This is a genomic window from Pseudomonas sp. ERMR1:02, assembly GCF_002277815.1.
Lineage (GTDB): Bacteria > Pseudomonadota > Gammaproteobacteria > Pseudomonadales > Pseudomonadaceae > Aquipseudomonas.
This window is the reverse complement of record NZ_NKJI01000003.1, coordinates 461,040-485,284: the sequence shown is the minus strand read 5'-3', so window position 1 is coordinate 485,284 and position 24,245 is coordinate 461,040. Positions and strand designations below refer to the sequence as shown.

The 24,245-nt window shown below is 59.2% G+C and carries 17 protein-coding genes and 3 pseudogenes; all 20 read right to left on the bottom strand.

Annotated features, from left to right (window positions below; genetic code table 11):
• Nucleotide 1 precedes the first annotated feature (1 nt).
• Nucleotides 2–1,021, bottom strand: coding sequence for a flagellar motor switch protein FliG (gene fliG, locus CES87_RS08365; protein ID WP_128605762.1), 1,020 nt, complete (start codon nucleotides 1,019–1,021; stop codon nucleotides 2–4).
• Nucleotides 1,014–2,801 carry a flagellar basal-body MS-ring/collar protein FliF gene (gene fliF / locus CES87_RS08360; protein WP_128605761.1) on the bottom strand — a complete coding sequence of 596 codons (1,788 nt, stop codon included), beginning with the start codon at nucleotides 2,799–2,801 and terminating at the stop codon, nucleotides 1,014–1,016. The genes fliG and fliF overlap by 8 nt, the downstream gene beginning before the upstream one ends.
• A gap of 15 nt (nucleotides 2,802–2,816) precedes the next feature.
• Entirely contained in the window at nucleotides 2,817–3,146 is a 330-nt protein-coding gene (gene fliE, locus CES87_RS08355; RefSeq protein WP_084320560.1) for a flagellar hook-basal body complex protein FliE, read from the bottom strand.
• Between the two features lie 253 nt (nucleotides 3,147–3,399).
• Complete coding sequence (locus CES87_RS08350) at nucleotides 3,400–4,779, bottom strand: sigma-54 dependent transcriptional regulator (RefSeq protein ID WP_128605760.1); 1,380 nt, start codon at nucleotides 4,777–4,779, stop codon at nucleotides 3,400–3,402.
• A 5-nt stretch (nucleotides 4,780–4,784) separates the two neighbouring features.
• Nucleotides 4,785–6,020 carry a PAS domain-containing sensor histidine kinase gene (locus CES87_RS08345; protein ID WP_128605759.1) on the bottom strand — a complete coding sequence of 412 codons (1,236 nt, stop codon included), beginning with the start codon at nucleotides 6,018–6,020 and terminating at the stop codon, nucleotides 4,785–4,787.
• Nucleotides 6,021–6,130: 110 nt separating this feature from the next.
• On the bottom strand, nucleotides 6,131–7,606 hold the full coding sequence (locus CES87_RS08340; RefSeq protein WP_128605758.1) for a sigma-54 dependent transcriptional regulator: 1,476 nt from the start codon (nucleotides 7,604–7,606) through the stop codon (nucleotides 6,131–6,133).
• A gap of 171 nt (nucleotides 7,607–7,777) precedes the next feature.
• Nucleotides 7,778–8,074 (bottom strand): flagellar protein FliT, encoded by a 297-nt coding sequence (gene fliT / locus CES87_RS08335; RefSeq protein ID WP_128605757.1) that lies wholly within the window; start codon nucleotides 8,072–8,074, stop codon nucleotides 7,778–7,780.
• Between the two features lie 24 nt (nucleotides 8,075–8,098).
• Nucleotides 8,099–8,488 carry a flagellar export chaperone FliS gene (fliS, locus tag CES87_RS08330; protein ID WP_128605756.1) on the bottom strand — a complete coding sequence of 130 codons (390 nt, stop codon included), beginning with the start codon at nucleotides 8,486–8,488 and terminating at the stop codon, nucleotides 8,099–8,101.
• 157 nt (nucleotides 8,489–8,645) lie between these two features.
• Complete coding sequence (gene fliD, locus CES87_RS08325) at nucleotides 8,646–10,031, bottom strand: flagellar filament capping protein FliD (RefSeq protein ID WP_128605799.1); 1,386 nt, start codon at nucleotides 10,029–10,031, stop codon at nucleotides 8,646–8,648.
• 81 nt (nucleotides 10,032–10,112) lie between these two features.
• Nucleotides 10,113–10,466, bottom strand: a complete 354-nt coding sequence (locus tag CES87_RS08320) for a flagellar protein FlaG (RefSeq protein WP_128605755.1) — start codon at nucleotides 10,464–10,466, stop codon at nucleotides 10,113–10,115.
• A 74-nt stretch (nucleotides 10,467–10,540) separates the two neighbouring features.
• Nucleotides 10,541–11,992 carry a flagellin gene (locus tag CES87_RS08315; protein WP_128605754.1) on the bottom strand — a complete coding sequence of 484 codons (1,452 nt, stop codon included), beginning with the start codon at nucleotides 11,990–11,992 and terminating at the stop codon, nucleotides 10,541–10,543.
• Nucleotides 11,993–12,242: 250 nt separating this feature from the next.
• Entirely contained in the window at nucleotides 12,243–13,172 is a 930-nt protein-coding gene (locus CES87_RS08310) for a ketoacyl-ACP synthase III (RefSeq protein WP_128605753.1), read from the bottom strand.
• Nucleotides 13,173–13,641: 469 nt separating this feature from the next.
• Nucleotides 13,642–15,224 (bottom strand): annotated as a pseudogene (locus tag CES87_RS08300) (flagellar hook-associated protein 3).
• A gap of 13 nt (nucleotides 15,225–15,237) precedes the next feature.
• Nucleotides 15,238–17,250 carry a flagellar hook-associated protein FlgK gene (gene flgK, locus CES87_RS08295; RefSeq protein ID WP_128605751.1) on the bottom strand — a complete coding sequence of 671 codons (2,013 nt, stop codon included), beginning with the start codon at nucleotides 17,248–17,250 and terminating at the stop codon, nucleotides 15,238–15,240.
• Nucleotides 17,251–17,273: 23 nt separating this feature from the next.
• A pseudogene (gene flgJ, locus CES87_RS08290) lies at nucleotides 17,274–18,565 on the bottom strand (flagellar assembly peptidoglycan hydrolase FlgJ).
• An 11-nt stretch (nucleotides 18,566–18,576) separates the two neighbouring features.
• Nucleotides 18,577–19,686: a flagellar basal body P-ring protein FlgI gene (locus tag CES87_RS08285; RefSeq protein WP_128605798.1), complete on the bottom strand. Its 1,110-nt coding sequence runs from the start codon at nucleotides 19,684–19,686 to the stop codon at nucleotides 18,577–18,579.
• Nucleotides 19,687–19,704: 18 nt separating this feature from the next.
• Nucleotides 19,705–20,399: pseudogene (flgH, locus tag CES87_RS08280) on the bottom strand (flagellar basal body L-ring protein FlgH).
• A gap of 52 nt (nucleotides 20,400–20,451) precedes the next feature.
• The gene (gene flgG, locus CES87_RS08275) at nucleotides 20,452–21,237 is read right to left on the bottom strand and encodes a flagellar basal-body rod protein FlgG (RefSeq protein ID WP_128605750.1); all 786 of its coding nucleotides are present in this window, start codon (nucleotides 21,235–21,237) and stop codon (nucleotides 20,452–20,454) included.
• A 45-nt stretch (nucleotides 21,238–21,282) separates the two neighbouring features.
• Nucleotides 21,283–22,023, bottom strand: a complete 741-nt coding sequence (locus CES87_RS08270) for a flagellar basal body rod protein FlgF (RefSeq protein WP_128605749.1) — start codon at nucleotides 22,021–22,023, stop codon at nucleotides 21,283–21,285.
• Between the two features lie 366 nt (nucleotides 22,024–22,389).
• Nucleotides 22,390–23,955, bottom strand: a complete 1,566-nt coding sequence (locus CES87_RS08265) for a sigma-54-dependent transcriptional regulator (RefSeq protein ID WP_128605748.1) — start codon at nucleotides 23,953–23,955, stop codon at nucleotides 22,390–22,392.
• Nucleotides 23,956–24,245 lie beyond the last annotated feature (290 nt).

The following is a 24,245-nucleotide window of genomic DNA, read 5'->3' as shown; positions in this document are numbered from 1 at the left end:
GTTAGATCATTTCCTCGCCGCCCTTGCCGCCGAGAACGATTTCTCCGGCTTCGGCCATACGGCGGGCGATGGTGAGGATTTCCTTCTGCGCGGTTTCCACGTCGCTGACGCGCACTGGGCCCTTGGCTTCGAGGTCGTCGCGTAGCAGTTCGGCCGCACGCTTGGACATGTTCTTGAAGATCTTCTCCTTGACGCCTTCGTCCGAGCCCTTGAGGGCCAGTACCAGCACGTCGGAGGACACTTCGCGCAACAGTGCCTGGATGCCACGGTCGTCGACATCGGCCAGGTTGTTGAACACGAACATGAGGTCTTCGATCTGACCGGACAGGTCTTCGTCGACTTCGCGAATCGAGTCCATGAGTTGACCTTCGATCGAACTGTCGAGGAAGTTCATAATGTCGGCCGCGCGCTTGATACCGCCCAGGGTGGTGCGCGCGGCGTTCGAGTTGCCGGAGAACTGCTTCTCGAGAATCTGGTTCAGCTCTTTCAGGGCTGCAGGCTGTACGGTGTTCAGCGAGGAAACCCGCAGAATGATGTCCAGTCGCACCTTGTGGTCGAAGTTGCCGAGCACTTCACCGGCCTGATCCGGATCGAGGTAAGCCACCACGATCGCCTGGATCTGCGGGTGCTCATAACGAATCACGTCGGCGACGGCGCGCGGCTCCATCCATTTCAGGCTGTCCAGACCACTGGTGTTGCCACCCAGCAGGATTCGGTCGATGAGGCCGTTGGCCTTGTCCTCGCCCAGGGCCTGGGTGAGCATTTTGCGCACGTAGTCGTCGGAACCTACGCCCAGGCTGGTCTGGTCGCCGACGATGTCGACGAACTCGCTCATCACCTGCTCGACCTGCTCGCGGTGCACGTTGCCCATCTGGGCCATGGCCACGCCCACACGCTGGACCTCTTTAGGCCCCATGTGGCGCAGCACTTGGGCGGCGTCGGTAGAGCCAAGGGACAGCAGCAGAATCGCGGCTTTGTCGACCTTGGATAGCTTGGCGGCAACGGCTCGGTTATCACTCATCTGCGTTAATCCACTCTTTCACGACTTGGGCCACACGACCCGGGTCTTCTGCCACCAGACTCTTGATTGCGTTCAACTGTGCGTCATAGCCTTCGCTCGGGCTTGGCAGCAGGATGCTGGTCGGACCGCCGAGGCTGACGCGATCGTTGGCCAGTTCGCCTTCCAGGCCGCCCATGCCACCCAACTCGACGTCGCTTCCCAAGCCAGCCAGCTGCTTGTCTTTGCCACCGCCAGTAATGTTGTTGAGCACCGGACGGAGCACGCCGAACACCAGCACAAGGATGAACAAGACACCCAGCACTTGCTTGACGATGTCCCAGAACCAGGGCTGGGTGTAGAACGGAATATCGGCAATCATTTCACCGCGTTCAGCAGAGAACGGCATGTTGATCACGCTGACACTGTCGCCACGGCTGGCGTCGAAACCGACGGCGTCCTGGACCAGACGAGTGAAGCGCGCCAATTCATCGGCGCTCCACGGCGCACGGGTGGTTTCGCCATTGGCCGGGTTGACCTTGACCTGATCGTCGACCACCACCGACACCGACAGGCGATTCAAACGACCCTGTTGCTGTTTGGTGTGGCTGATGGAGCGGTCGAGCTCGAAGTTCTTGGTCGATTGTGAACGCTTGTCCGCCGGGTACGGGGCGAGCATCGGCTGACCGGTGGCCGGGTCCATGACTTGCTGGCCGTTGGCATCAAGCAATGGCTGGCCTGGCTGCACCATGCCCGCCGACGCGCTGGCGCCGCCGGTGGTTTGCGGCGCGGAGGCCGGCGACGGTGGCTGGTTGCTCAAGGCACCCGGTACACCTTGCGGGCCATTGCTGGCGGTACGTTGTTCGTTGACCGACTGCTCGCTGCGCAACGCCGGTTGGTCCGGGTTGAACTGCTCGGATGTCGACTCGACGGCACTGAAGTCCACATCGGCCGAGACTTCAGCCTTGTAGCGGTCGTTGCCCAGCACCGGTTGCAGGATGTTGTGCACACGCTGGGTGAGCATGCTTTCCATGCGGCGGCTGTAATCGAATTGCTTGCCGGCCATGGTCAGCTCGGAGTTTTCCGCCTGATCGGAGAGCAGAGTGCCCTTCTGGTCGACCACGGTGATCTGCGACTTGCTGAGTTCGGGAACGCTGGTCGCCACCAGATTGATGATGGCCACGACCTGGCCTGGCTCAAGCGAGCGGCCGGAATAAAGCTCCACCAGAACCGAAGCACTCGGCTTGCGCTCATCGCGCACGAACACCGAACTCTTCGGAATCGCCAGGTGCACGCGGGCACCCTTGACGTTGTTCAGGCTGGAAATGGTCCGGGCCAGTTCGCCTTCGAGACCACGACGATAACGGGTGGCTTCCATGAACTGGCTGGTGCCCAGGCCCTGGTCCTTATCGAGAATTTCAAAACCGATGTTGCCGTCGCTGGGAGTGACACCAGCGGCCGCCAGTTTCAGGCGCGCACGGGACAGGTCATCGGCCTTGACCAGCAAGGCACCGGAATTGGGTTCGACGTTATAGGGAATATCGGCGGAGGCCAGGGTGTCCATGACCTGCTTGGCGTCCATACCGGCAAGGCTGCCGTACAGTGGGCGGTAGTCCGGCTGCTGGGACCACAACACCACGGCAAAACCAATCGCCACGCTCGCCGCCAGGCCGACCAACAGGCCCACCTGACGCAACATGGTCATTTCGGAAAGGTTTTCCAGGAAAGACAACCCGAACAGCGGCGGTTTGCCGTCTATCGGAGTGGCCTTGGCCGGAACATTATCGACGGTTGCTTCTGCCATGACTCAATCTCGTCCTTAAACCGGCATCTGCATGATGTCTTGGTATGCCTGAACCAGCTTGTTACGCACTTGGGTCAGCGCCTGGAAAGACACGCTGGCCTTCTGCGAGGAAATCATTACGTCGGTCAGGTCGACGCCACTTTTGCCGATCTCGAAGGCATTGGCCAACTGACTGGAAGCCTGCTGGGTATCGTTCACTTTATTGACGGCCTGACCGAGCATGTCGGAAAAGCTGCTGCCATTCAGTTCCGGGACGGCGGCAGTCGATTTCGGCGCAGACATGGCATCCATTTGCATGGAACGCATGTCCAGCATCAACCGATTGAATTCAATACCTTGGCTCATGGTTTCTCTCTTTGACGAAGCTACGTCTTTAACGACCCGCAATTTTTTGACACTCACTCGGCGGGTAGAGAGGTGTTAGCAACAAGGGTGCCAGCTCGGTGTCCACGCCAAACAAAAGCCCGCCCCAAAGACGTTCGCCTTTGTAGGAGCTGGCTTGCCAGCGAAGGCGTCGTAACGGCCACCATCGATTCGCCAGCAAGCCGGCTCCTACAGGAATCGCGTTTGCGCCATGAATTGTTATCCCGTCTACGAATCAGGTGGCGAACAGGTAGGCTTCCACGTCCATTCCGGCATCGCGCATCTGCGCCAGTTTGTAGCGCAGGGTGCGCGGGCTGATGCCCAGGCGTTCGGCGGCCTCTTTGCGTCGGCCGCGTTCGGTGCGCAGGGTGTCGATGATCATCTGGAACTCGCGACGACGAAGGTCATCACCCAGTGCCCCGGCAGATTCGGCTTCAACCTCCACAACCCGCGCTGGTGCGAGTGATGGCAACGGTGCACAGGCGACCGGACCAGACAGACAGAAATCCTGAGGCTGAATCAGGCCGCCCTGTTGCAGGATCAACGCGCGCTGAATAGCGTTATCCAGTTCGCGCACATTGCCCGGCCACGGATAACTGATCAGGCATGCCTGCGCCTCGGGCGACAGTCGCGCCGCGGCATGCTTCATTTTATTGACGTGCTTGGCCAGCAGACGCTCGGCCAGCGGCAGGATATCGGCGGTGCGCTCGCGCAACGGACGCCAGGCCAGCGGAAATACCGACAGGCGATAGTAAAGGTCTTCACGGAAACGCCCCGCCGCCACTTCCCCGGCCAGGTCACGGTTGGTGGTCGCAACCACGCGAATGTCGAGCGTGACGGGCTTGCGTGCGCCGACCCGCTCGACCTCGCGCTCCTGTAGCACCCGCAGCAATTTGGCTTGCAGGCCCAGAGGCATTTCGGAAATTTCGTCGAGCAGGATGGTCCCGCCATCGGCCTGCTCGAACTTGCCGGCCTGCGCCGCAATGGCGCCGGTGAACGAGCCTTTTTCGTGACCGAACAGCGTGGCTTCCAGCATGTTGTCCGGGATCGCCGCACAGTTGATCGCTATGAAGGGTTGGCTGGCGCGATGGGAGTGCTGGTGAATGTAGCGCGCCAGCACCTCCTTGCCGGTCCCGGACTCGCCGGAGATCAGCACCGTGGAATCACTGCGGGCGACGCGCGCGGCCAATTCCAGCAGCTGCGCACTGGCCGGCTCGAAGGCTACCGGCCCTTCGCTGTCAGCGGTGCCGAGGCTGCCCAGGGCATGCCGCGCGACCAGATCGAGCAACGCCTTGGGTTCAAACGGCTTGACCAGATAGTCCGCCGCGCCCTGGCGCATCGCATCCACCGCCCGCTCCACGGCACCGTGAGCCGTCATCAGCAACACCGGCAGTTGCGGCTGGCGTGCCCGCAGCAGGCCAAGCAGCTGATGACCGTCCATGCCCGGCATGTTGACGTCGCTGACCACCAGATTGAATGCCTCGACTTCGACCGCAGCCAGGGCCTCCTCCGCCGAACCGAAGGCTTTGTAATCGTGGCCGGCGAGCAGCAGCGTGTCAGCCAATGCTTCGCGTAACGCGCGGTCATCCTCAACCAATAAAACCTTGATGCTCATGACGTTCACTGCGCTCCCTGAGTGCTGCGTTTTTCATCAGAAAAAAGCGGCAGAATCACCTGCGCACATGTGCCGCGACCGAGGCGCGAGCGCAGGTGCAATTCTCCCTGATGAGCACGGGCAACAGCTTTGACCACGGTCAGGCCGAGGCCGGTTCCGGTAGCCTTGGTAGTGAAAAATGGTTCACCCAGACGCGCCTGCACGACACTGTCGATACCGCTGCCGCTGTCGCTCACGCACACGCGCAAAAGCTTGTCGCGGGTATACAGATGGACCTTCAAGCGCACATCACCGGCACAGGCCTGAATAGCATTCTCGATGAGGTTGAGGATGGCTCCGACCAGCGTGTCGCGACTGCACAGCAGCTCACCGGCATGGCTGTCGCACTGCCAGCGGATTGGCAGGCCCTGCACATGGGTCAGCGCTGCCGCCTGCAGCGTTTGCATAAGCTGTTTGGGGGTTACACGGTCGGTCAACGGCAATTCGCCGCGCGCGAACACCAGCATGTCGCGCACCTGATGCTCCAGCTCATGCAAACGCTCTTTCAGGCGTCCGGCAAAACGCTGCCGGGTCTCGACTGGCAGTTCCTGCTCAGTCAAATGACTGGCGTAGAGCAAGGCAGCGGACAGGGGTGTACGAATCTGATGGGCCAGCGACGCCACCATTCGCCCCAGGGACGACAAACGCTCGTGGCGGGCCAGTTGATCTTGCAGGTGACGGGTTTCAGTCAGGTCATTCAACAGCACAAGCTGACCCGGCTCGGCATCCAGCGAGCGCGTGGCAATCGACAGGCGCCGACCATCTTTGAGGGAGATTTCATGGCCGTCATCTTCGCGAGGGGCAAAGCAGCGGGCAATGACGTGACGCCACAACTCGCCTTCGAGCGGCAGACCGAGCAACTCACAGGACGCCGGGTTGGCTTCGCGCACAATGCCTTGGGCATCGATGACGATGACGCCACCGGGCAACAGGTCGAGAAGATTTTGCAGGCGGTTGGCCAGGCGTTCTTTTTCCGCGAGTTCCTGCATGCGCTGAGCGCTGACCACTGCCAGCTCACCCTTGAGTTCGGTGACCCGGGCTTCGAGCATGCTGTAGGAACTGGTCAGCTGGCTCGACATCTGGTTGAACAGGGCGAAAGCCTGCTCGAGGCCAAGCCGGCTTGCCTGCTCTACGGACGACGGTTGCCCCAGGGTGTCCCCAAAGGTATCTGGAGCAGGAGACTTCTGGGCGGCTTGGGGCATCGTGCTCTCTCGCTTGGCTGACCGTCAGTGAAACGGAACGTTGCGAGGGACGTAGCAATACCCGTGCCTAAAAAAAACTGCCTATAAATGAAGAGGTTGAAAAACAGGCGTCAATCATCCGCCTGCTCATCTCCGTCACGACGGCTCATGCCGTACTTGCGCATCTTTTCCACCAGCGTGGTGCGGCGGATACGCAGGCGTTCGGCAGCGCGGGCCACAATGCCATTGGCATCATCCAGCGCCTGTTGAATCAACCCTTGCTCCAGACCGCCGAGGTAGTCCTTCAGGTCCAGGCCTTCCGGCGGCAGCATGCCGTTGACGGCGAAGTCCGGGGTATGGCCATTGATGGCCACCCGCTCTTCAAGATCGCTGCGCAGGCTGTCGACCATTTGCTCGTCTTCGTCATCGACATAGCGGAATTTCTTCGGCAATTCGACCACACCGATCACACCGTACGGATGCATGATCGCCATGCGCTCCACCAGGTTCGCCAGCTCACGGACGTTGCCGGGCCAGCCGTGACGACACAGGGACATGATGGCTGCGGAGTTGAAGCGGATCGAACCACGCTTCTCGTGCTCCATGCGCGAGATCAACTCGTTCATCAGCAGCGGAATGTCTTCGACACGCTCACGTAGCGGCGCCATCTCGATCGGGAACACGTTCAGGCGGTAGTACAGGTCTTCACGGAACGTGCCGATCTCGATCATGCTTTCGAGATTCTTGTGGGTCGCCGCAATGATGCGCACGTCGACACTCTGGGTCTTGTTGCTGCCCACGCGCTCGAAGGTGCGTTCCTGCAACACGCGCAGCAACTTGACCTGCATCGGCAGCGGCATATCGCCGATTTCGTCGAGGAACAGGGTGCCGCCGTTGGCCAGTTCGAAACGCCCGGCGCGACTGGTGATCGCCCCGGTGAATGCGCCCTTCTCGTGACCGAACAATTCGCTTTCCAGTAGCTCCGCCGGAATTGCCCCGCAGTTCACCGGCACGAACGGCGCTTCACGGCGCTTGGAGTGGTAATGCAGGTTGCGCGCAACCACTTCCTTGCCGGTCCCGGACTCACCGAGGATCAACACGCTGGCGTCGGTATCGGCGACTTGCTGCATCATTTGACGGACGTGCTGGATCGCCCGGCTGGTGCCGACAAGACTGCGGAAAAGATTGGGTTCACGGTGACGACCGCGCTCACGGGCCTGGTCGTACATTTCACGGTAGACCTGGGCACGGTGCAGCGAATCGAGCAATTTGCTGTAGCTGGGTGGCATTTCGAGGGTCGAAAGCACCCTGCGACGCTGATCTTCCGGCAGGTCGCTGGAAGAATTATCGCCCATTAGCAAAACAGGAAGGAACTCATCCCAGCTCGAGAGTGTCTTTAGCAAGCCCAAAAGCGCGCCAGGAGCATTGACCGTCCCGATAAGGACGCAGATCACTTCACGACTAGATGACAAAGACCCGACCGCCTGCTGCCAGTCGTGACTGCCGCAGGGTAAATTTTCTTCACCGAGAAAATTCAAAATCACCGCCAAGTCGCGGCGGCGGACGCTATCGTCGTCTATTAGAAGTATTTTGGTTTCACGCCACATGCAATAGCAACTTCCCTAGTCAACTCAATGCCCAAATGCTGGGGCAAGCTAAACGCTTGCAGGCAAGATATGCCTGAAGACGACTGAAATCTGGAACCAGCCACTAGTTAAGTCAAAAAAACGTGCACAGTCAAATTTATGGCGCGCTATGTTTGGATTAACCGTCGTCAATTAACCAAACAGATGGTAAACCTTTGACGCTTTTTGTGCTTGGGTGATCTGCGACATCTCGTCAACTATCGCCTGACGCTCTCCCATCGTTGCAGTCAGCAGCTCTTTGTAAACGGCCAACAGTCCTTCCAGATTATTCCGAAGTGCTTCTTCGTCGATAGGTGCTTCACTGAGCACTTCGTCGACGCATTCACGACAGGTCGTATCCAGCTCACCGATGGCATCCCAGTTGCGCGCCGCCAGGGCGTCGATCAGGGCTTCGCGGGTTTCTTCTATTCGACGCAGTGCTTGACTCATGACGTCTTCCTCAGACCCTTGGGCCTATTGATCGGCAATTGCATCCCAACCGCTTTTCAGGGTTTCAAGCAAACCCGAAACTTCGTCGATGATCGCCGCGTTGTTATCGCGATTGGCTTCCATCAGACGCGTCATCATGTAGGCGTACAGATTGTCGAGCTGCTGCAAGGACGCCGGATCTTCGGTCTTTTCCGGATTCAAGCCATCGCGCAGGCCGATGATGATGTCCACGGCCTTGCCCAGCATCAACCCCTTGAGTGCGATGTCACCCCGCTCCAGCGCCCCCTTGGCCTGTGCCATTCGGTCCAGCCCGCCCTCCATCAGCATCTGCACCAGGCGATGAGGGTTGGCTTCAGAGATCTGGGCATGGGAATTGACCTTCTGATATTGGCGAAGGGCTCTCATGGGGTTCATGTTTCTACCTCGTGACAGACAACAGCTTGAATTAGGTGGGCTCTGATCTTTATGTCGACTGATCGACACATAACTTTAACGCGGACATTCCACCAATAAAAAAACCCAGGCGCTGTCATTACGGCGTGCCTGGGTTTTTTTTTATGCGTGATTCGAATCAGTTCGACTTCGGATTGTTCAGCGCATTGAGCGTGGTCATGATGCTGTCGCTCTGTGCGCGCAGCTTGGCTACCAGGGAGTCCATTGCCGTGTATTTGGCCGTCAGGCTCGTTTGCAAGCTGGCCATCCGCGCATCAAGGGCGTCCTGCTGCTTCTTCAGGTCAGTCAGGCTGGCACTCAAGCTCGACGAACGCGCCGCAAAAACTCCGGTAGTTTTCTGCGCGAAGCTGTCGGTGGCGGACTTCATGCGCGCCAGCAAACCGGTATCGCCCGAAAAGATCCCGTTGATATCGGCGGCATTGGTGAGTGCCGCAGCACCAAATACTTTGTCATCGATAGATAGTAATCCGCTTTTCTGGTCGGTCTGGACACCGAACTGAGCGAGGGATTTCATCTGGCCGGTGCCGCTCATGGCGTTCAACTCGGTGCGTACCGACGACAGCAACGAACGCAGAGACGCGTCGCCCGTGAGAGTCCCCGCTGTCAACGATCCATCGGCATTGGTCGTGACCTGGGTCTCGGCGCTGGCAGCCTTGATCAGTGCGTTATAGGTATCGACAAAACCCTTGACCGCCGACTTCAGCGTCGAAGTGTCGGCAGACACCGTGATAGTGGCTGGCGTTGCCGCACCGCCGCCGGACGGAACCGGAGAAACACCCGTCAGCTTGACGGTGATCCCGCTCACAGCGTCGGCAATGGTATTGGTCTTGGATTCCATCGGCACGCCATCGAGCGAGTACTTGGCGTTCTGCGGGGTAGCGAGAACCGAGGTGCCGGTTTCGAGACCGGAATTGCCCGTCAGGCTCAGGTCCGAACCGACACCGGTTTTGCTGGAAGTCAGCACCATGCGAGAACCGTTGGCGTCGGTCAGGATGTTGGCACTCAAGCCCTGGTTCGCGTACTGGGAGTTGATCGAGTCGCGGACCTGCTGCAACGTCGCGCCGGCAGGAATACTGACGTCGAAGGTGTCGCTGCCCTGCTTGATGCTCAGCGTGGACGGCACTGAACCTGCGTTGACTACCGCAGAAGCGCCGTCGGTGAACACCTTGCTGGAAATTTTCGATGCAGTTGCCAGCTGAGTAACCAACAGCGAGAAATTACCCGCCGCCGCACCGTTACCGGTGGTCACGGTGGCGACTTTTTCATCGGAGGACGTACCACTCAACCCGCTGAAGCTGGAGGCGGTCTTCATGTTATCCATTGCGCCACGGAAGGCATCCAGCGCCGCCTGGATTTTGCCGATCGACGACAGCGAGGTGGTTGCTTTCAACGTCTGATTGTTGATCTGCGTCTGTTTTGGCGCTCTTTCAGAGTCCACCAAAGACTTCACAATCGCCTGGGTATCGATGTTCGAACCAACACCGCTAACCGATGTACCCGCCATCATCTCTCTCCTTATCCAGTGGCTGCCGTTTTCTTGACCGTAAACATCTTAAACAGCGACAGCAACAAAATTCATGCCAGTTCAGACTTTGTCGTCAAACAACAAACTACTGGCGTCCGACAGGCTCTGGGCCAGTTTTAGTGCAGCTTCCGACGGGATCTGACGAATCACGAGACCCGTTTCGGTGGCGATGACCTTGACCACGACCCGGCCAGTGGAATCATCAATGGAAAAATCCAGATTGCGCTGGGCAGCCTGGACGAATTCCTGAATATCGGTCACGGCCTTTTCAAGTTCGTCGCGCTTGGGCTCGGAACCCGACTTTGCGACGTCTTCAGCCTTGGGCTGATCCTGGCTGGCGGTGACAGTCGGCGTTGCGCCCTGCGGGGCAACGGCGGCGGGATAAGACAGGTTCAACTTGACGCTCATATCCATGCCCAATCTCCTGATTATGAAAAAGACAAAAGGGCGCGTAAACGCGCCCTTCCGTCAGTTACCAAGCGCCGGAATTAACCCAGCAGCTTCAGCACAGCCGATGGCAGCTGGTTCGCCTGGGACAGGATCGCGGTGGATGCCTGTTGCAGGGTTTGCTGCTTGGTCAGCTGGGCAGTTTCAGAAGCGAAGTCAACGTCCTGGATTGTGCCACGAGCAGCGGTGGAGTTGTCCGAGATGCTGCGCAGGTTCGACACGGTGCTGTCGAAACGGTTTTGTACCGCACCGAGGTCAGCACGCTGGGAGTCGATGCCCGAGATAGCCTGGCTGATCACGTCGATCGCGTTCTGAGCGTTGGCTGCAGTGGTCACGTCAGTGTTGGCAACGGTGGTTTTTGCCGAGCTGCCAGAAGCGAACAGACCAGCCACACCAGCACCGCTCATCGAGTAGCTGTTGGCGGAGTTCAGGGAAATAGCACCAGTCACTTGAATAACGCCTGCAGCTGCAGCCACACCAGCACCAAAGTTACCGGCACCGTCTTTGGCGGCAATAGTGATACCAGCGATTGCACCAGCGTCACCAGCGTTCAGAGCGATGTTATCGCCGGTGTCGGATTTAACCGACAGGCTACCTGCCTTGGCATCGTAGTTAACGCTGATGCCCAATTTAGCGGCGTTGGACTTCAGTTGGTCCGCCAGTTCAGCGGTGGTGGTCACACCCACCATGGATACTGTGGTACCGCCAACGCCAGCCACGCCACCTACGTTAATACTGAAGTTGGCGCTGGCTGGAACTGCGCCCAGGATGGCAGCAGTGTTGACAGCGAATTTGGCTTCGGTGCTAGCAGTCGCGGTCACACCACCAACAGCTGCAAGGTTGATCTGGGAAGCAGTAGTCTTGGCCGAATCGCCTGCTGCAACGTTGAAGTTAGCGGTCTGGCCACCGCCAACGAGAGTAATAGCACCAGCAGCCACACCGGTTGCGTTCGGTACGATTGCCTTGGTTTTCATCTGCTGGGAGCCAATGTTGTTGGCCGACACGTCACCCAGGGTCATGTTGATGGTCTGGTTGGCGTTGGAGCCTACCTGGAACTGGGTAGTACCGAAGGAACCGTCCAGCAGGTTACGACCACCGAAGGTAGTGGTGCTGGAGATACGAGTCAGTTCCGCGGTCAGTGCAGAGTATTCGGCGTTGTTCGACTTACGGTCGTCATCGCTTGGCGAGCCGTTGGCGGAAGCCAGGGCCAGGGTACGCATTTTTTGCAGAATGTTGGTAGATTCCTGCATCGCGCCTTCAGCAGTTTGCGCGATGGAGATACCGTCACCGGCGTTCTTGATGGCAGTGCCCAGGCCGTTGATCTGGCTGGTCAGGCGGTTGGAAATTTGCAGGCCGGCAGCGTCGTCTTTAGCGCTGTTGATACGCAGGCCGGAGGACAGGCGCTGCATCGAAGTTTGCAGATTGCTGGAAGCCTTGTTCAGGTTGTTCTGAACGGTCAAGGAAGCAAGGTTGGTGTTTACGGTTAAAGCCATGACGAAATCCTCGTTGGATGGATACTGCGGCTTCCGGCCCTGGCTACCGCCGGGTGTGGCCTAGAGAACCTACGTAATAGTTATCGTCGTGATGAGGCTTTGCTTGAGGGGTTTTTTGCAAATTTTTAGTGGCAGGGTGCCAGCCCTTTATTTTCAAGGCTTTAGAGCCAGAAAATCGGCGCCAGAAAAAACAAAACGCCCGGAAACCTGAATTTCCGAGCGTTTTCTATTGCTACTGCAATCGGGCCAATCAGCCGCGATAGAGAATCGCCGAGCCCCACGACAGGCCTACGCCGAAACCGCTGATAGCTACGCGAGTCCACTTCGAATCGAACACATGGTTCTGCAACAGCAGCGGAATGCTCGATGACACCGTGTTACCGGTTTCGAGCATGTCCTTGACGAACTTCTCCGGCTCGCCTTCCTCGAAGCGGCGCGCCACGGCATCGACAATGGCCGCACTGCCCTGGTGAATGCAGAAGGCATTGATATCGCTGGCCTGCAAATTCGACTCGTCCAGCAACTCATGCAAATGCGCCGGGACTTTCAGCAAGGCAAAATTGAAGACCTGGCGGCCGTTCATGAAGAACACGCCATCGCTGACCTTCAAGTGCGGAGCGCCGGAACCGTCGGTGCCGAACTTCGACTTGCCCAGTTGCCAGACCGCGTTTTCGCCCATCCAGGTCGCGGTCGCGGCATCGCCAAACAGCATGGTGGTGTTGCGGTCTTCGGGGTCGACGATCTTCGAATAAGGGTCGGCGGTGATCAGCAGGCCGTTTTTCAGCCCTGTCGCTTCCATGAAGCCTTTGATCGCGTAGAGGCCGTAGACATAACCGGAACAGCCCAGGGAAATATCGAAAGCGGCGACATTGGTTGGCAAGCCCAACTTGTCTTGCACGATTGCAGAGGTGTGCGGCAAGCCTTCTTCATCACCGTTCTGGGTGACGACGATCAAGCAGTCGATAGATTCGCGTTTGAGTTCGGGATTGGCGGCGAACAGCGCATTGGCTGCTGCGACACACAGATCGGAAGTTTCCTGATCGGCATCCATGCGGGGCAAAAACGCCGAACCGATCTTGCCAAGAATGAAGGTTTCGTCCTTGTCGAACTTTGCACCCTGGGCGTAGTTATCAACCCCGGCTGTCGGCACGTAACTCGCTATATTTTTTATGCCAATCATTATGGCTTCCCAATAATAAACAGCTGAACATCGCCGCTCGCTGAATCGAGGGCGTCTACAGTCGGAGCCAGGCCCCAAAGGAGGCAACATCGGGAATCAAGAAGCACCTTGAACAGCCCGCCACCTTCACCGCCCGCAGACAGGATACAGTGAAGATGCGCGTTTTGACTGACGGGTCACTCAGAGATCGGTGCTTTATTTGATTTTGCGGCCCGGATCCCGCCCTACCCTGCTTCGCTCCATGCAAAAAAAAGCAAAAAAAAGCCAGCCCCTTGTGACTAATGCAAATCAGTGAGCGGGCCTGGGCCCCTGCAGGAGCGAGCTCGCTCGCGAAAAACGTCCGGATAACGCGAGCATTCAGACAGCGCCCGTTATCGTTGACGTCCATCGCGAGCAAAGCTCGCTCCTACAGTTTCTGATCGGCATTAGCCCCTATGACAGGAGCTGGCCGCGAGCGGTCAGGACCGACTCAAAGCTTGTTGAACAGGCTCAACTGGGAAACCTTGGCGAACGCCAGTTGCGCGGCCTGCAGCATGGTCTGTTGCAGGGTCAGGCGCGTCAGCACTTCCGCCGGGTCGGCATCTCTGATACCGCTCGTGGTCGATTCGTTGATCAGGCCGCTGCTTGTATTTTGCTCGCTCTGCATATCCATCACATTACCCCGGGCGCCGATCGCACCGCGCGCCATGTCGACCTGGTTTTTGGAGTTGTTCAGGTTCGCGATGGATGACGCTATCGTGTCTGACAGAAAACGTTGCGCAGTCGGATTGCCATCGGTCGGCGCGTCAAGCGCCGTACGCAGCTGGCTGATGGTGTCGAGTACGTTCTGGGTCTGGTGGGTGTTGACCGCGATATCGAACTGATCACCTGCCGCCGGAACTGGCGGCGTGCCACCGAGGGTAAAGCTGACACCCGCCGCCGTCGCCACGCCAGCTACCACGGAGCCGGTGGTTACCGGTGTGCTACCGGCGGTAAACGGGCGAGCATACAGCTCGAAGGTACCGGGGCCGGTGAACTTGAGGACAGCCCCGCCTTCCGGGAAAAAGCTCTTGTAATCGGTGGCGTTGGTCACCGCAGTCTGGCTCACGATAGCCGTCGATGTGTTGCCCGGGGCACGGTTGCTGACGAAGCTGTCGGGCTTGGCCGACAACTGGAAACTGTGCGTGGCAATGAAGCCATCGATGTTGTTGGCGTTGTCGCCAGGCTGCTGGGTGATGTCCAGCTTGAACGTCACACCACGGAAGCTGATGTCGGAACCGCCCTTGGCATTCGGGTCGAACACGCCTCCCCCGGCCGCCTCGGCGGTCCTGTCGACGCCGGCGGCATCCGTGATCACGTACTGAGTGCTGCTTGTGAATTGTAACTTGTAGGGCTCGCCGCCACGGAAGTTCGCATCGAAGGTTGGACCGGAGCTCACCAATCCAGGCGATACTTTCACGCGTCCGTCATCGACCGGCGGCGTGAGCATGGTGGTCGAGCTGCGCGCGGCGTTGATCGCCTGCTGGAATACATCCCAACCGGTATCGTTCAGGCCCAGCGACATCGAGTCACCGATCTTCAGCTCAAGCTGAGTCTGATCACCCTGGTAGCTATAGGTGCCGTCGCTGTTGCGCACAACGGCTGGGTGTTGTTGCTGGCGCCCGAGAAGATGTACTTGCCGTTGGCGTCCTTGCTGTTCATCAGGCTCAGCACTTGTTCTTCCGACTGCTTGAGCTCGGCCGAAATGGATTTACGGTCATCGTCGTTCAACGAACCGCCACCGGCCCGCACGGCCAGTTCACTGACTTTCTGCAGCGTGTTGTTGATGCTGTCCAACACGCTCTCTTCCTGCGCCTGAGCGGTGTTCAACGCGTTGATGTTGGTGGTGTACTGACCCAACATGGCTTTTTGCTGGTCAAGTTGCAGCAAGCGCGCGGCACCGACCGGATCATCCGCGGCTGTCGTGATTTTAAGGTTGCTACTGGCCTGCTCAGCCGACTTCATCACGTTGTTGAAGTTGCGAGAGTAGTTGGCAGCCGTCGTAGCGTAATACTGTGCTGTAGAAATGCGCATGTTCTACGGCTCCTTAAAGGGCGTTGATCAGAGTGCTGAAAATTTCCTGCGCAGTCTTGATGATCTGCGAAGAGGCCGTGTAGTACTGCTGATACTTGGTCAGGTTGCCCGCCTCTTCATCGAGATCGACACCCGACAGCGAATCACGGGCGTTGCGTGCGCCGGTCACGATGGTGTCGGTGGCCGTGGCATCCAGCTGGCCCTGCTTGGCCAGGGAACCTACGGTCGTCACCAGACCACCATAAGCTTCGGTGAAGCTCACGCCCGGGCTGGTGGCAGTGGCGCCGATCGTCGACTTCGATTGAAGACCGAGCAGTGCCTGGCCGTTGCGGTTGTCGGTGCTGCTGGCCGAAGTCATGGAAATATTGAAACTGTCTCCCGATGCAGGACTGCCGCTGACGGTCATCGCCACATTGAAGGATTTGGCGACGCCGCCGGCGTCGGTGTAAGGCACGCCAATGTTCAGATCATTGTTCTGGCCGGGCACGATGCTGCCGGTGCCGATGCTGACGCCCTTGGAGTCGAACACCTGGTAGGCGGTGGCGCTGGTCATGAGCAGGCGAACCGGCATCGAAGTCTTGACCGCCGTCTGCACTTCGAGGCGCTGAACCGGATCGTAAATGTCCAGGGCGGTGCTCAGGTTCGGCTGACTGACAGCGCCGGTGCCGTTATTGCCCGAGGCCTTGGTGGACGTCAGTGGAGCGGCAGTGGCCAGGGTTTTGGTGTCGGTCATGACCGTGGCCATGTCCGCGGCAGAACTGCGGGTCGGGGTGACCTTGAAGGTGTCGCCGGCAGCGACCGTACCAGCGTTGATGCTCAGGCTGAAACCATCGATGACCGGATCAGCAGCAGGAGGCGTGGCGAAGGCGAAGTTGCCCATGTCGGTGTTGTCCGACAGGCGACGCACGTTGTAACCCGTGGCGGTGATGGACACCTGATAGTCGCTGGCCATCACTTTGCTGGTGTCTTTGATGCTGACGTTCAGGTTGCCGGAAGCCGGATTGTTGTTCGCACTAGCGATGCTGCGCTGGCTGATAGCTGCCGCACTGTTGATGTTATTGAACAGCGCCGCGCCGAAATTGCCGTTCTGGTCCTGGCCCTGGCCCAACTGTTTGTTGACCTGATCGGCCACGACCATGGCGATACGCCCCAGGCCATTGACCGCTGGCGTCAGCACGTCATTGCGATAACGCACCAGCCCGCCCATTTCACCACCGCTCATCACGTTGGTGAGGTCGATCGAGGAACCGTTACGATCCATGATGATCGAGGAACGGGTTGGATCAGACGGGTCCGGCGCCACGCGCAATTTATTGACGACATCGCCAACAACCAGCGGCTGACCGCTGCCCAGGTAAATGTCGAGCCGACCGTCGGTTTCCGTGACCTTCGTGCCGACCAGCTCGTTGAGCTGGCGAACGGTTTCATTGCGCTGATCAAGCAGTTCGTTGGGCGTGCCACCCGAGTTGCCGACTTCGGCAATTTTCTTGTTGTAGGCCGCAACGGTCGACGCCAGTTTGTTGACCTGGTCGGCCATCGAACCCAATTGATCGTTGATGTAGGTGTTTTGCTGCGTCAACTGCTGAGAGATGGCATTGAAGCGGCTGCTCAGGCCCTGGGCATTGGTCAGCAGCGCCTGACGCGCTGCATTGTCGTTGGAGTTGCCAGCCAGGGTTTGCAAGGACGCGAAGAATGACTGCAGTGTTTTGGTGACACCGGTGCCGCTGTCGGACAGCAGCTTGTCGACCTGGGTGGCTTGCCCCAGATAAGCCTGCGCATCACTGTTGAGCGAGGTGGAGGTCTGCAATTGCGCATCGAGGTAGCTGTTGTACACCCGGCGCACATCGGCCAGCGTGGTGCCGGTGCCAATAAACACATTACCGTACTGAATAGAATTTTTGCTGTTCTGTACGGTTTGTTGGCGCGAGTACCCGACGGTATCGACGTTGGAAATGTTATTACCCGTAGTCACCAACGATGCATGGCTAGCGGCCAGACCCGACATTCCGATGTTGAGCAAACTCATGATTCAGACCTTATACCTTGTGTCTATAAAGGCGTCGTGGAAGCGGCCGCCGCGGCGTAGTTTTGGTAACCCGTCATCTGCCTGGCTATCTGCGAAATCTTGCTCGCGTAGTTCGGGTCGGTTGCGTAACCGGCCTTTTGCAACTCGCGTACAAACTGTTCCGGGTTATCGGCCGACTTCACAACATCTTGATAGCGATTGTTGGATTGCAGCAGCGTTACAAGGTCATGGAAGCTGTCCTTGTAAGAGTCGTAAGAACGGAACTCGGCCGTCTCCTTGACCATCTCGCCATTTCTGAATTCGCTGGTGATCGCTCGCGCCGAATCACCCGTCCAACTGCTGCCGGTCTTGATGCCGAACAGGTTGTGACTACTGCTGCCGTCCTGGGCGCGCATGACCGATTTGCCCCAACCGGTTTCTAGCGCGGCCTGAGCCACCAGATAACGCGGGTCGACGCCAATGCGGTCGGCAGCCTCCTTGGCCATGGGCAGCATGGTGTTGACGAATTCGTCGGCAGAACTGAAGGCTTTCTTCGCCGGGGCCAGTGGAATTTGCGCGATGGCACGACCATGAATCTGCAGACCACCGTTGGCTGCGACTTGCGCATTCGCCAGCCAGTCACCGTTGAACAGAGGGCCCGAACCGGTAGTCGTGGTGCGCTCTGGCAATTGGGACCTGCTGGCTGCCACGGCAGTCGTCGAGGCGGTTGTCGTGGCGGAAGGCACCAGGCCCGCCAGCAAGCGATCAGCCAGTTTCGGCGGCAATGCCAGTCGACGCTGATTGATCAGCGCCATGTCATTGCGATGCGCGCCCTCGCCTGCCGGAGCATGGATCGAGCGCGAAGCCCACAACGGACGTTCGCCATTGACCCGCGACAGCGGCCCGTTGATCGCCGTCGTACCGGCGGCCACCGGTGTTTGCGCGGCAGCCTTGGCGGCATCCTGCTTGGCGGCAGACAAGGCTGCAGCCTCACCCGGCGCCAGCGGCTTGTTCTTCGACATCTGCCGCATCAGCACGTCCGCCAGGCCGATACCGCCGCCTTGGCGGGACATGGAACGGCCAACTGTTGGTCGTACATTTCCTGATACTGCTTGGCTTCAGGCGTATTGAGCGGATTGTCCTTTCCCAGCGTTTCGGTGGCCGAACGCATGGACTTGAGCATCTCGCCGAGGAACAGCGATTCAAATTCCTGCGCGACTTTGCGCATGTTGCCGTCGCTGTTCTTGTCGCCGACCTTGAGCTGGTTCAACCGGTTCAGGTCCGAATACGAGCCCGAATCGCTGCTGCTGACCCGACCGCTCTTGTACATGTCCATGGTCGCCGTCCTCAGATCACGATCAGGTCGGCTTGCAGCGCGCCGGCCTGTTTCAATGCTTCGAGGATGGCCATCAAGTCACCCGGCGCCGCGCCGACCTGGTTTACCGCACGCACGATTTCGTCGAGGGTGGTCCCAGGGCCGAACTTGAACATCGGCTTGGCCTCCTGCTGGGCGTTGACCCGCGAGCGCGGCACGACCGCCGTCTGACCATTGGACAGAGCGCCGGGCTGGCTGACGATCGGGTCTTCGGTGATGGTCACGGTCAGGCTGCCGTGGGTGACGGCGGCCGGAGAAACCTTGACGTTCTGCCCGATCACGATGGTGCCGGTACGGGAGTTGATGATGACTTTCGCCACCGCCTGGCCCGGATCGATTTCGAGGTTTTCGAGGATCGACAGATAGTCGACACGCTGGCTCGGGTCCAGAGGCGCGGTGACGCGAATCGAGCCGCCATCAATGGCCTGAGCCACGCCCGGGCCGAGCATGTCGTTGATCTTGTCGACGACGCGCTTGGCGGTGGTGAAGTCGGACCGGTTGAGGTTCAGGGTCAGGCTGTTGCCCTGGTTGAAACCGCTAGGCACTGACCGCTCGACCGAAGCACCGCCAGGGATGCGACCGGCCGACGGAACGTTGACAGTGATCTTCGAACCGTCGCGACCTTCGGCATCGAAACCGCCGACCACCAGATTGCCTTGCGCCACCGCGTATACGTTGCCGTCGATACCCTTGAGCGGTGTCAGCAGCAACGTACCGCCGCGCAGGCTCTTGGAGTTACCGATGGACGATACGGTGATGTCGACCTGCTGCCCCGGCTTGGCGAACGCCGGCAAATCGGCACTGATCGACACCGCCGCGACGTTCTTCAACTGCACGTTGCCCGATCCCGGTGGCACCTTGATGCCGAACTGCGAGAGCATGTTATTGAAGGTTTGCAGGGTGAACGGCGTCTGGGTCGTCTGGTCACCGGTACCGTTAAGCCCGACCACCAGGCCGTAGCCGATCAATTGGTTGGAACGCACGCCAGAAATACTGGCGATGTCCTTCAGGCGCTCGGCTTGAACGTTGAAGGCCGCGGACAACAAAACAGCGGCCATCATTAGGCTTCTGAAATTCAACATGCTCACCTGGAAAGCCACCTAGAAAGGGAACAGCGGGCTGAGGAAGAAACGGTCGAACCAGCCTGGCTGACTCGCATCGGCAAACGAACCGGTGCCCGAATAGGTGATGCGCGCATCAGCGACACGGGTCGACGACACGGTGTTGTCGGTGGAGATGTCATCGGCGCGGACCAGACCGGCAATCCGTACCAGCTCATCGCCGGTATTGAGCGTCATCCACTTCTCGCCTCGTACCGCGATGATGCCGTTGGGCAAGACGTCGGCAACGGTCACGGTGACCGAACCGGTCAATGTGTTGCCCTGCGCGGCCTTGCTGTCACCCTTGGTCGCGCGGTCGCCTTCATAGCTGGCGTTCAGGCTCAGGTCGCCACTGCCGAACGGGTTATTGGTGTTGGGCGTAGAGCCAAACAGCGAGGTCAGGCCGATGCCGGTCTTGCTGTTTTTCGCCACTTGCGAGTTGGCATTTTTGCTGGCTTGGGTCTTTCGTTCAGGGTGATGGTGATGATGTCACCGACCCGGAACGCCTTGCGGTCGCTGTAGAGGTTCTGCTCGAACCCGGCCTGATAGATCGAGCCATTGTTCGCCGTAGCTGGCAGCGGTGTGCGCGGCAACACCGGAGCGTAGTAAGGGTCATTGGGCTTGGGCGTCGGCGCGACGCAACCCGCCAGCGCGGTGATCCCACTCAATGCCAGAACAGAGACGAAGCGTTTCATGACCCTACCTCACAGTGTTGCAGGCGGCCTCATGACCGCCTCTTAGACTTGATTACAGATTCTGCGTTACGAACGAGAGCATCTGGTCGGCGGTCGAGATCACCTTGGAGTTCATCTCGTAGGCGCGCTGAGTGGTGATCATATTGACCATCTCCTCAACAGTGCTGACGTTGGAGGTTTCCAGGGTGTTCTGCAGCGTGGTACCAAAACCGGCCAGGCCTGGGGTGCCGACTTGCGGCGCGCCACTGGCGGCGGTTTCCAGGAACAGGTTGTTACCCACTGCTTGCAGGCCGGCCGGGTTGATGAAGTCGGCGGTTTGCAGATTGCCGATCACCTGGGAAGCCGCGTTGCCGGGCACGGTGACGGACACGGTGCCGTCCTTGCCAACAGTGAAGGTCTGCGCGTCGTTAGGAATGACGATGGCCGGTTCCAGGGCGAAGCCGCTGGCGTTGACGATCTGGCCGTTGGAGTCCAGATGGAACGTACCGTCACGGGTGTAGGCAGTCGTGCCATCGGGCTGCAGGATCTGGAAGAAACCGCGACCGTCGACGGCCATGTCCAGTGGCTGATCGGTGGTTTGCAGGCTGCCGGCGGTAAAGTTTTTCTGGGTGCCGACAATGCGCACACCGGTACCCAGTTGCAGACCCGACGGCAGTTCGCTGTTCTGGGTCGACTGGGCGCCTGGCTGACGCTTGATCTGGTAGAGCAGGTCCTGGAACTCGGCGCGGTCACGTTTGAAACCCGTAGTCGACACGTTGGCCAGGTTGTTGGAGATGGTGGTCAGGTTGGTGTCCTGGGCGGACAGACCGGTTTTGGCAACCCATAGAGCCGGAAGCATTCGATTCTCCTCGTGCGCCTGTTTTACGACGCGACGTTCTGGTAATTAGCTGATCTGCAAGACCCGAGCCATGGCCTGGTCGTCTTCTTTGGCGGTGTTCATCATTTTGATGTGCAGCTCGAACTGCTTGGACAAGGCCAGCACCGAGGTCATTTCGTCCACGGCATTGACGTTGCTCGACTCAAGGAACCCGGACACCAGCTTGACGTTGGCATCGGCTTGCGCCGGCTTGCCGTCCTTGGTCTGGATTGATCCGTCCAGGCCCTTGGTCATGTTCTTGATGTCCGGATTGACCAGTTTGATGCGATCGACTTCCGCCATGACGCGAGGACCTTCGCCCATCGCACGAATGCTGATGGTGCCGTCCTCGCCCACTTCGATCTGCTGCTCGGGCGGCACGGCGATCGGACCGCCATTGCCGATCACCGGCATGCCGTTGCCGGCGCGCAGCACGCCAAGCGCGTCAACCACCAGGCTGCCAGTGCGCACGTAGCTTTCACCGCCATCAGGGTTCTGCACCGCCAGCCAGCCGCTGCCTTGCACGGCGACATCGAGGTCGCGGCCGGTTTCCACCAGAGCGCCTGGAGAGAAGTCGGTGGCCGGGCGTTCGGACATGGCAAACGCACGCGCCGGAAAGCTGTCACCGAACACCGGCATCGAACGCGCCTGCTCCAGGTCTTTCTGGAAACCGTTGGTGGAGATGTTCGCCAGGTTGTTGGCATGAGCCTTTTGCGCCAGTGCATTCTGGCTGGCGCCGGTCATTGCCACATAAAGGTACTTGTCCACAATCTTTCCTCTGCCTGCCGGACGTTTGCCGCCCACTGCTGTACTGATGAGCCATAAGCAATTTGCAGACCAACTTGTTTATTGCGGCGCGAAGCCCGGCAAACAAAGGACTTGAGGGATTCGGAGGGGATTGGGGAATTGTGTCAGAGACGAAAAACCGGCGGTGTTCTGCCGTTTACGGCAAGGGTCGACTTCTCGGGGCTAACACTGTCCTTGTAGCAGCTGCCGAGCCTGCGAGGCTGCGTTCGGCGGCGAAGCCGTCGTAAACCCTGCACGCACACTACTTCTGACACACCGCGGCGCCTGATTTCGCGACTGCTTCGCAGCCGAACGCAGCCTCGCAGGCTCGGCAGCTGCTACACGGACCTAGGCGCCGCCCGTTTCTTTGCCAACTTCGTATTCACGCAACTTGTTGGCAATCGTGGTGTGGGAAACACCGAGACGCTTGCCCAGTTGCCGACTACTCGGATGCTCCGAATACAACCGCTCCAGCACTGCTTTTTCAAAGCGCCCGACAATCTCGTCCAGCCCACCCTCCAGCGAAAAATCACCGAGCGGCTGGCGTACGCCATAGTCCGGCAAACGAATATGCTCAGCCTTGACCGTCCCGCCGTCACACAAAGAAACCGCCTGGAACAGCACGTTCTCCAATTGTCGGACATTGCCCGGCCAATGGTAATGACTGAGTCGATCCATGGCCGCCGGGGCCAGTTTGGGCAGCGGGCAACCGATCTGTCGACTGGCCTGATCGAGGAAGTGCTCCACCAGCGGCGGCAACCCGTCGAGGCACTCGCGCAGCGGCGGGATGTGCAGCGACAGCACGTTCAAACGGTGATACAGGTCCTGGCGAAACTCGCCGCGCGCGCACAATTCGGACAGGTCGACCTGAGTCGCGCAGATCACCCGCACATCGAGGTAGACCTCTTCATCGCTGCCGACACGCCGGAAGCAGCCGTCCTGCAGGAAGCGCAGCAATTTCACCTGCAAGCGCGGGCTCATTTCTCCGACACCGTCGAGAAACAGCGTACCGCCCGCAGTCAGCTCCAACAGCCCGAGCTTGCCCTCGGCCCGCGCCCCTTCGAAGGCACCGGGGCCGTAGCCAAACAGTTCGGTCTCGGCCATGGATTCGGGCAGGCCGGCGCAGTTGAGCGCCATCAGCGGCGATTGCCCGCGCGGGCTGGCCAAATGGCAGGCGCGCGCCAACAACTCTTTACCGGTCCCGGTTTCACCTTCTATTAACAGCGGCGCATCGAGCGGTGCCATGCGCCGGGCTTCGCGCACCACCGCTGCCATCACTTTCGAGCTTTGAAAGATGCTGTCAAAGCCACGCAACTCCTGCTTGCGCACGTTATAGATGCGCTCCCCCACCCGGTCGGCGCGGTGCAGCGTCAGCACCGCACCGGCCATGGCTTCGCTGTCGTCATGCTCCGATTGCAGCGGCGCGATGTCGGCCAGGAAGACGTCGCCCTTGACCTTGACCCGCAGCCCATTGATCCGCGATTTGTTGGCGCGCACCAGTTCCGGCAAATCGAAATCTTCGGCATACCGCGACAGCGGAATACCCGGCACTTCATCCACACGCACGCCCAACAACTGCGCCGCCGCACGGTTGGCTGCGACGATGGAACCGCCCATGTCGATCGACAGCACCGGAAACTCCAGGGCGCCGAGCAACGCATTGAGCTCCATATGCCGACGTTCGCTGGGCATCAGTCCTACACGCTTGACGCCGAATACCCCGGCGATTGCCTCGAATTTCGGACGCAGCGCCTGGAACTGAATGTTGATCAGGTTCGGGCAGTGCAGGTAGATGGCGTTGCCATGCTCACCACCCACTTCACCGCGAGCAACGTTGATGCCGTACTCCACCAACAGATTGAGAATGTCGCGCAGGATGCCGATGCGGTTCTGGCAGTGGACTTTGATACGCATATAAAGGCCCGAAAAAAATGTAGGAGCGAGCTCGCTCGCGATGGACGTTAACAAAAACGCGGTCTTCCTGAATAAACGCGTTGCCCTCGACTCCATCGCGAGCAAGCTCGCTCCTACAGGGATTATTTTTTGCTGAAGCGCTCAGATAGTCGTCAAGATTATGTGACAGCTATGATCTTTTTCAAACCCGGAAAACTCAACAACTGCGCAATAGACACCAATCCGTAACGAAAAATTTACGAAAACCGGCGATTTTTCCCACGCATCGCGGGAATCACCTGCTGCAACGG

Bases quoted from the DNA above. Each gene is read 5' to 3' on its own strand.
- fliS (WP_128605756.1), bottom strand. From the start codon at position 8,488: ATGAACCCCATGAGAGCCCTTCGCCAATATCAGAAGGTCAATTCCCAT.
- CES87_RS08340 (WP_128605758.1), bottom strand. From the start codon at position 7,606: ATGTGGCGTGAAACCAAAATACTTCTAATAGACGACGATAGCGTCCGC.
- CES87_RS08285 (WP_128605798.1), bottom strand. From the start codon at position 19,686: ATGTTGAATTTCAGAAGCCTAATGATGGCCGCTGTTTTGTTGTCCGCG.
- CES87_RS08265 (WP_128605748.1), bottom strand. From the start codon at position 23,955: ATGCGTATCAAAGTCCACTGCCAGAACCGCATCGGCATCCTGCGCGAC.
- flgK (WP_128605751.1), bottom strand. From the start codon at position 17,250: ATGAGTTTGCTCAACATCGGAATGTCGGGTCTGGCCGCTAGCCATGCA.
- fliE (WP_084320560.1), bottom strand. From the start codon at position 3,146: ATGAGCCAAGGTATTGAATTCAATCGGTTGATGCTGGACATGCGTTCC.
- CES87_RS08345 (WP_128605759.1), bottom strand. From the start codon at position 6,020: ATGCCCCAAGCCGCCCAGAAGTCTCCTGCTCCAGATACCTTTGGGGAC.
- fliT (WP_128605757.1), bottom strand. From the start codon at position 8,074: ATGAGTCAAGCACTGCGTCGAATAGAAGAAACCCGCGAAGCCCTGATC.
- CES87_RS08320 (WP_128605755.1), bottom strand. From the start codon at position 10,466: ATGGATATGAGCGTCAAGTTGAACCTGTCTTATCCCGCCGCCGTTGCC.
- flgG (WP_128605750.1), bottom strand. From the start codon at position 21,237: ATGCTTCCGGCTCTATGGGTTGCCAAAACCGGTCTGTCCGCCCAGGAC.
- CES87_RS08315 (WP_128605754.1), bottom strand. From the start codon at position 11,992: ATGGCTTTAACCGTAAACACCAACCTTGCTTCCTTGACCGTTCAGAAC.
- CES87_RS08350 (WP_128605760.1), bottom strand. From the start codon at position 4,779: ATGAGCATCAAGGTTTTATTGGTTGAGGATGACCGCGCGTTACGCGAA.
- CES87_RS08310 (WP_128605753.1), bottom strand. From the start codon at position 13,172: ATGATTGGCATAAAAAATATAGCGAGTTACGTGCCGACAGCCGGGGTT.
- fliG (WP_128605762.1), bottom strand. From the start codon at position 1,021: ATGAGTGATAACCGAGCCGTTGCCGCCAAGCTATCCAAGGTCGACAAA.
- fliD (WP_128605799.1), bottom strand. From the start codon at position 10,031: ATGGCGGGTACATCGGTTAGCGGTGTTGGTTCGAACATCGATACCCAG.
- fliF (WP_128605761.1), bottom strand. From the start codon at position 2,801: ATGGCAGAAGCAACCGTCGATAATGTTCCGGCCAAGGCCACTCCGATA.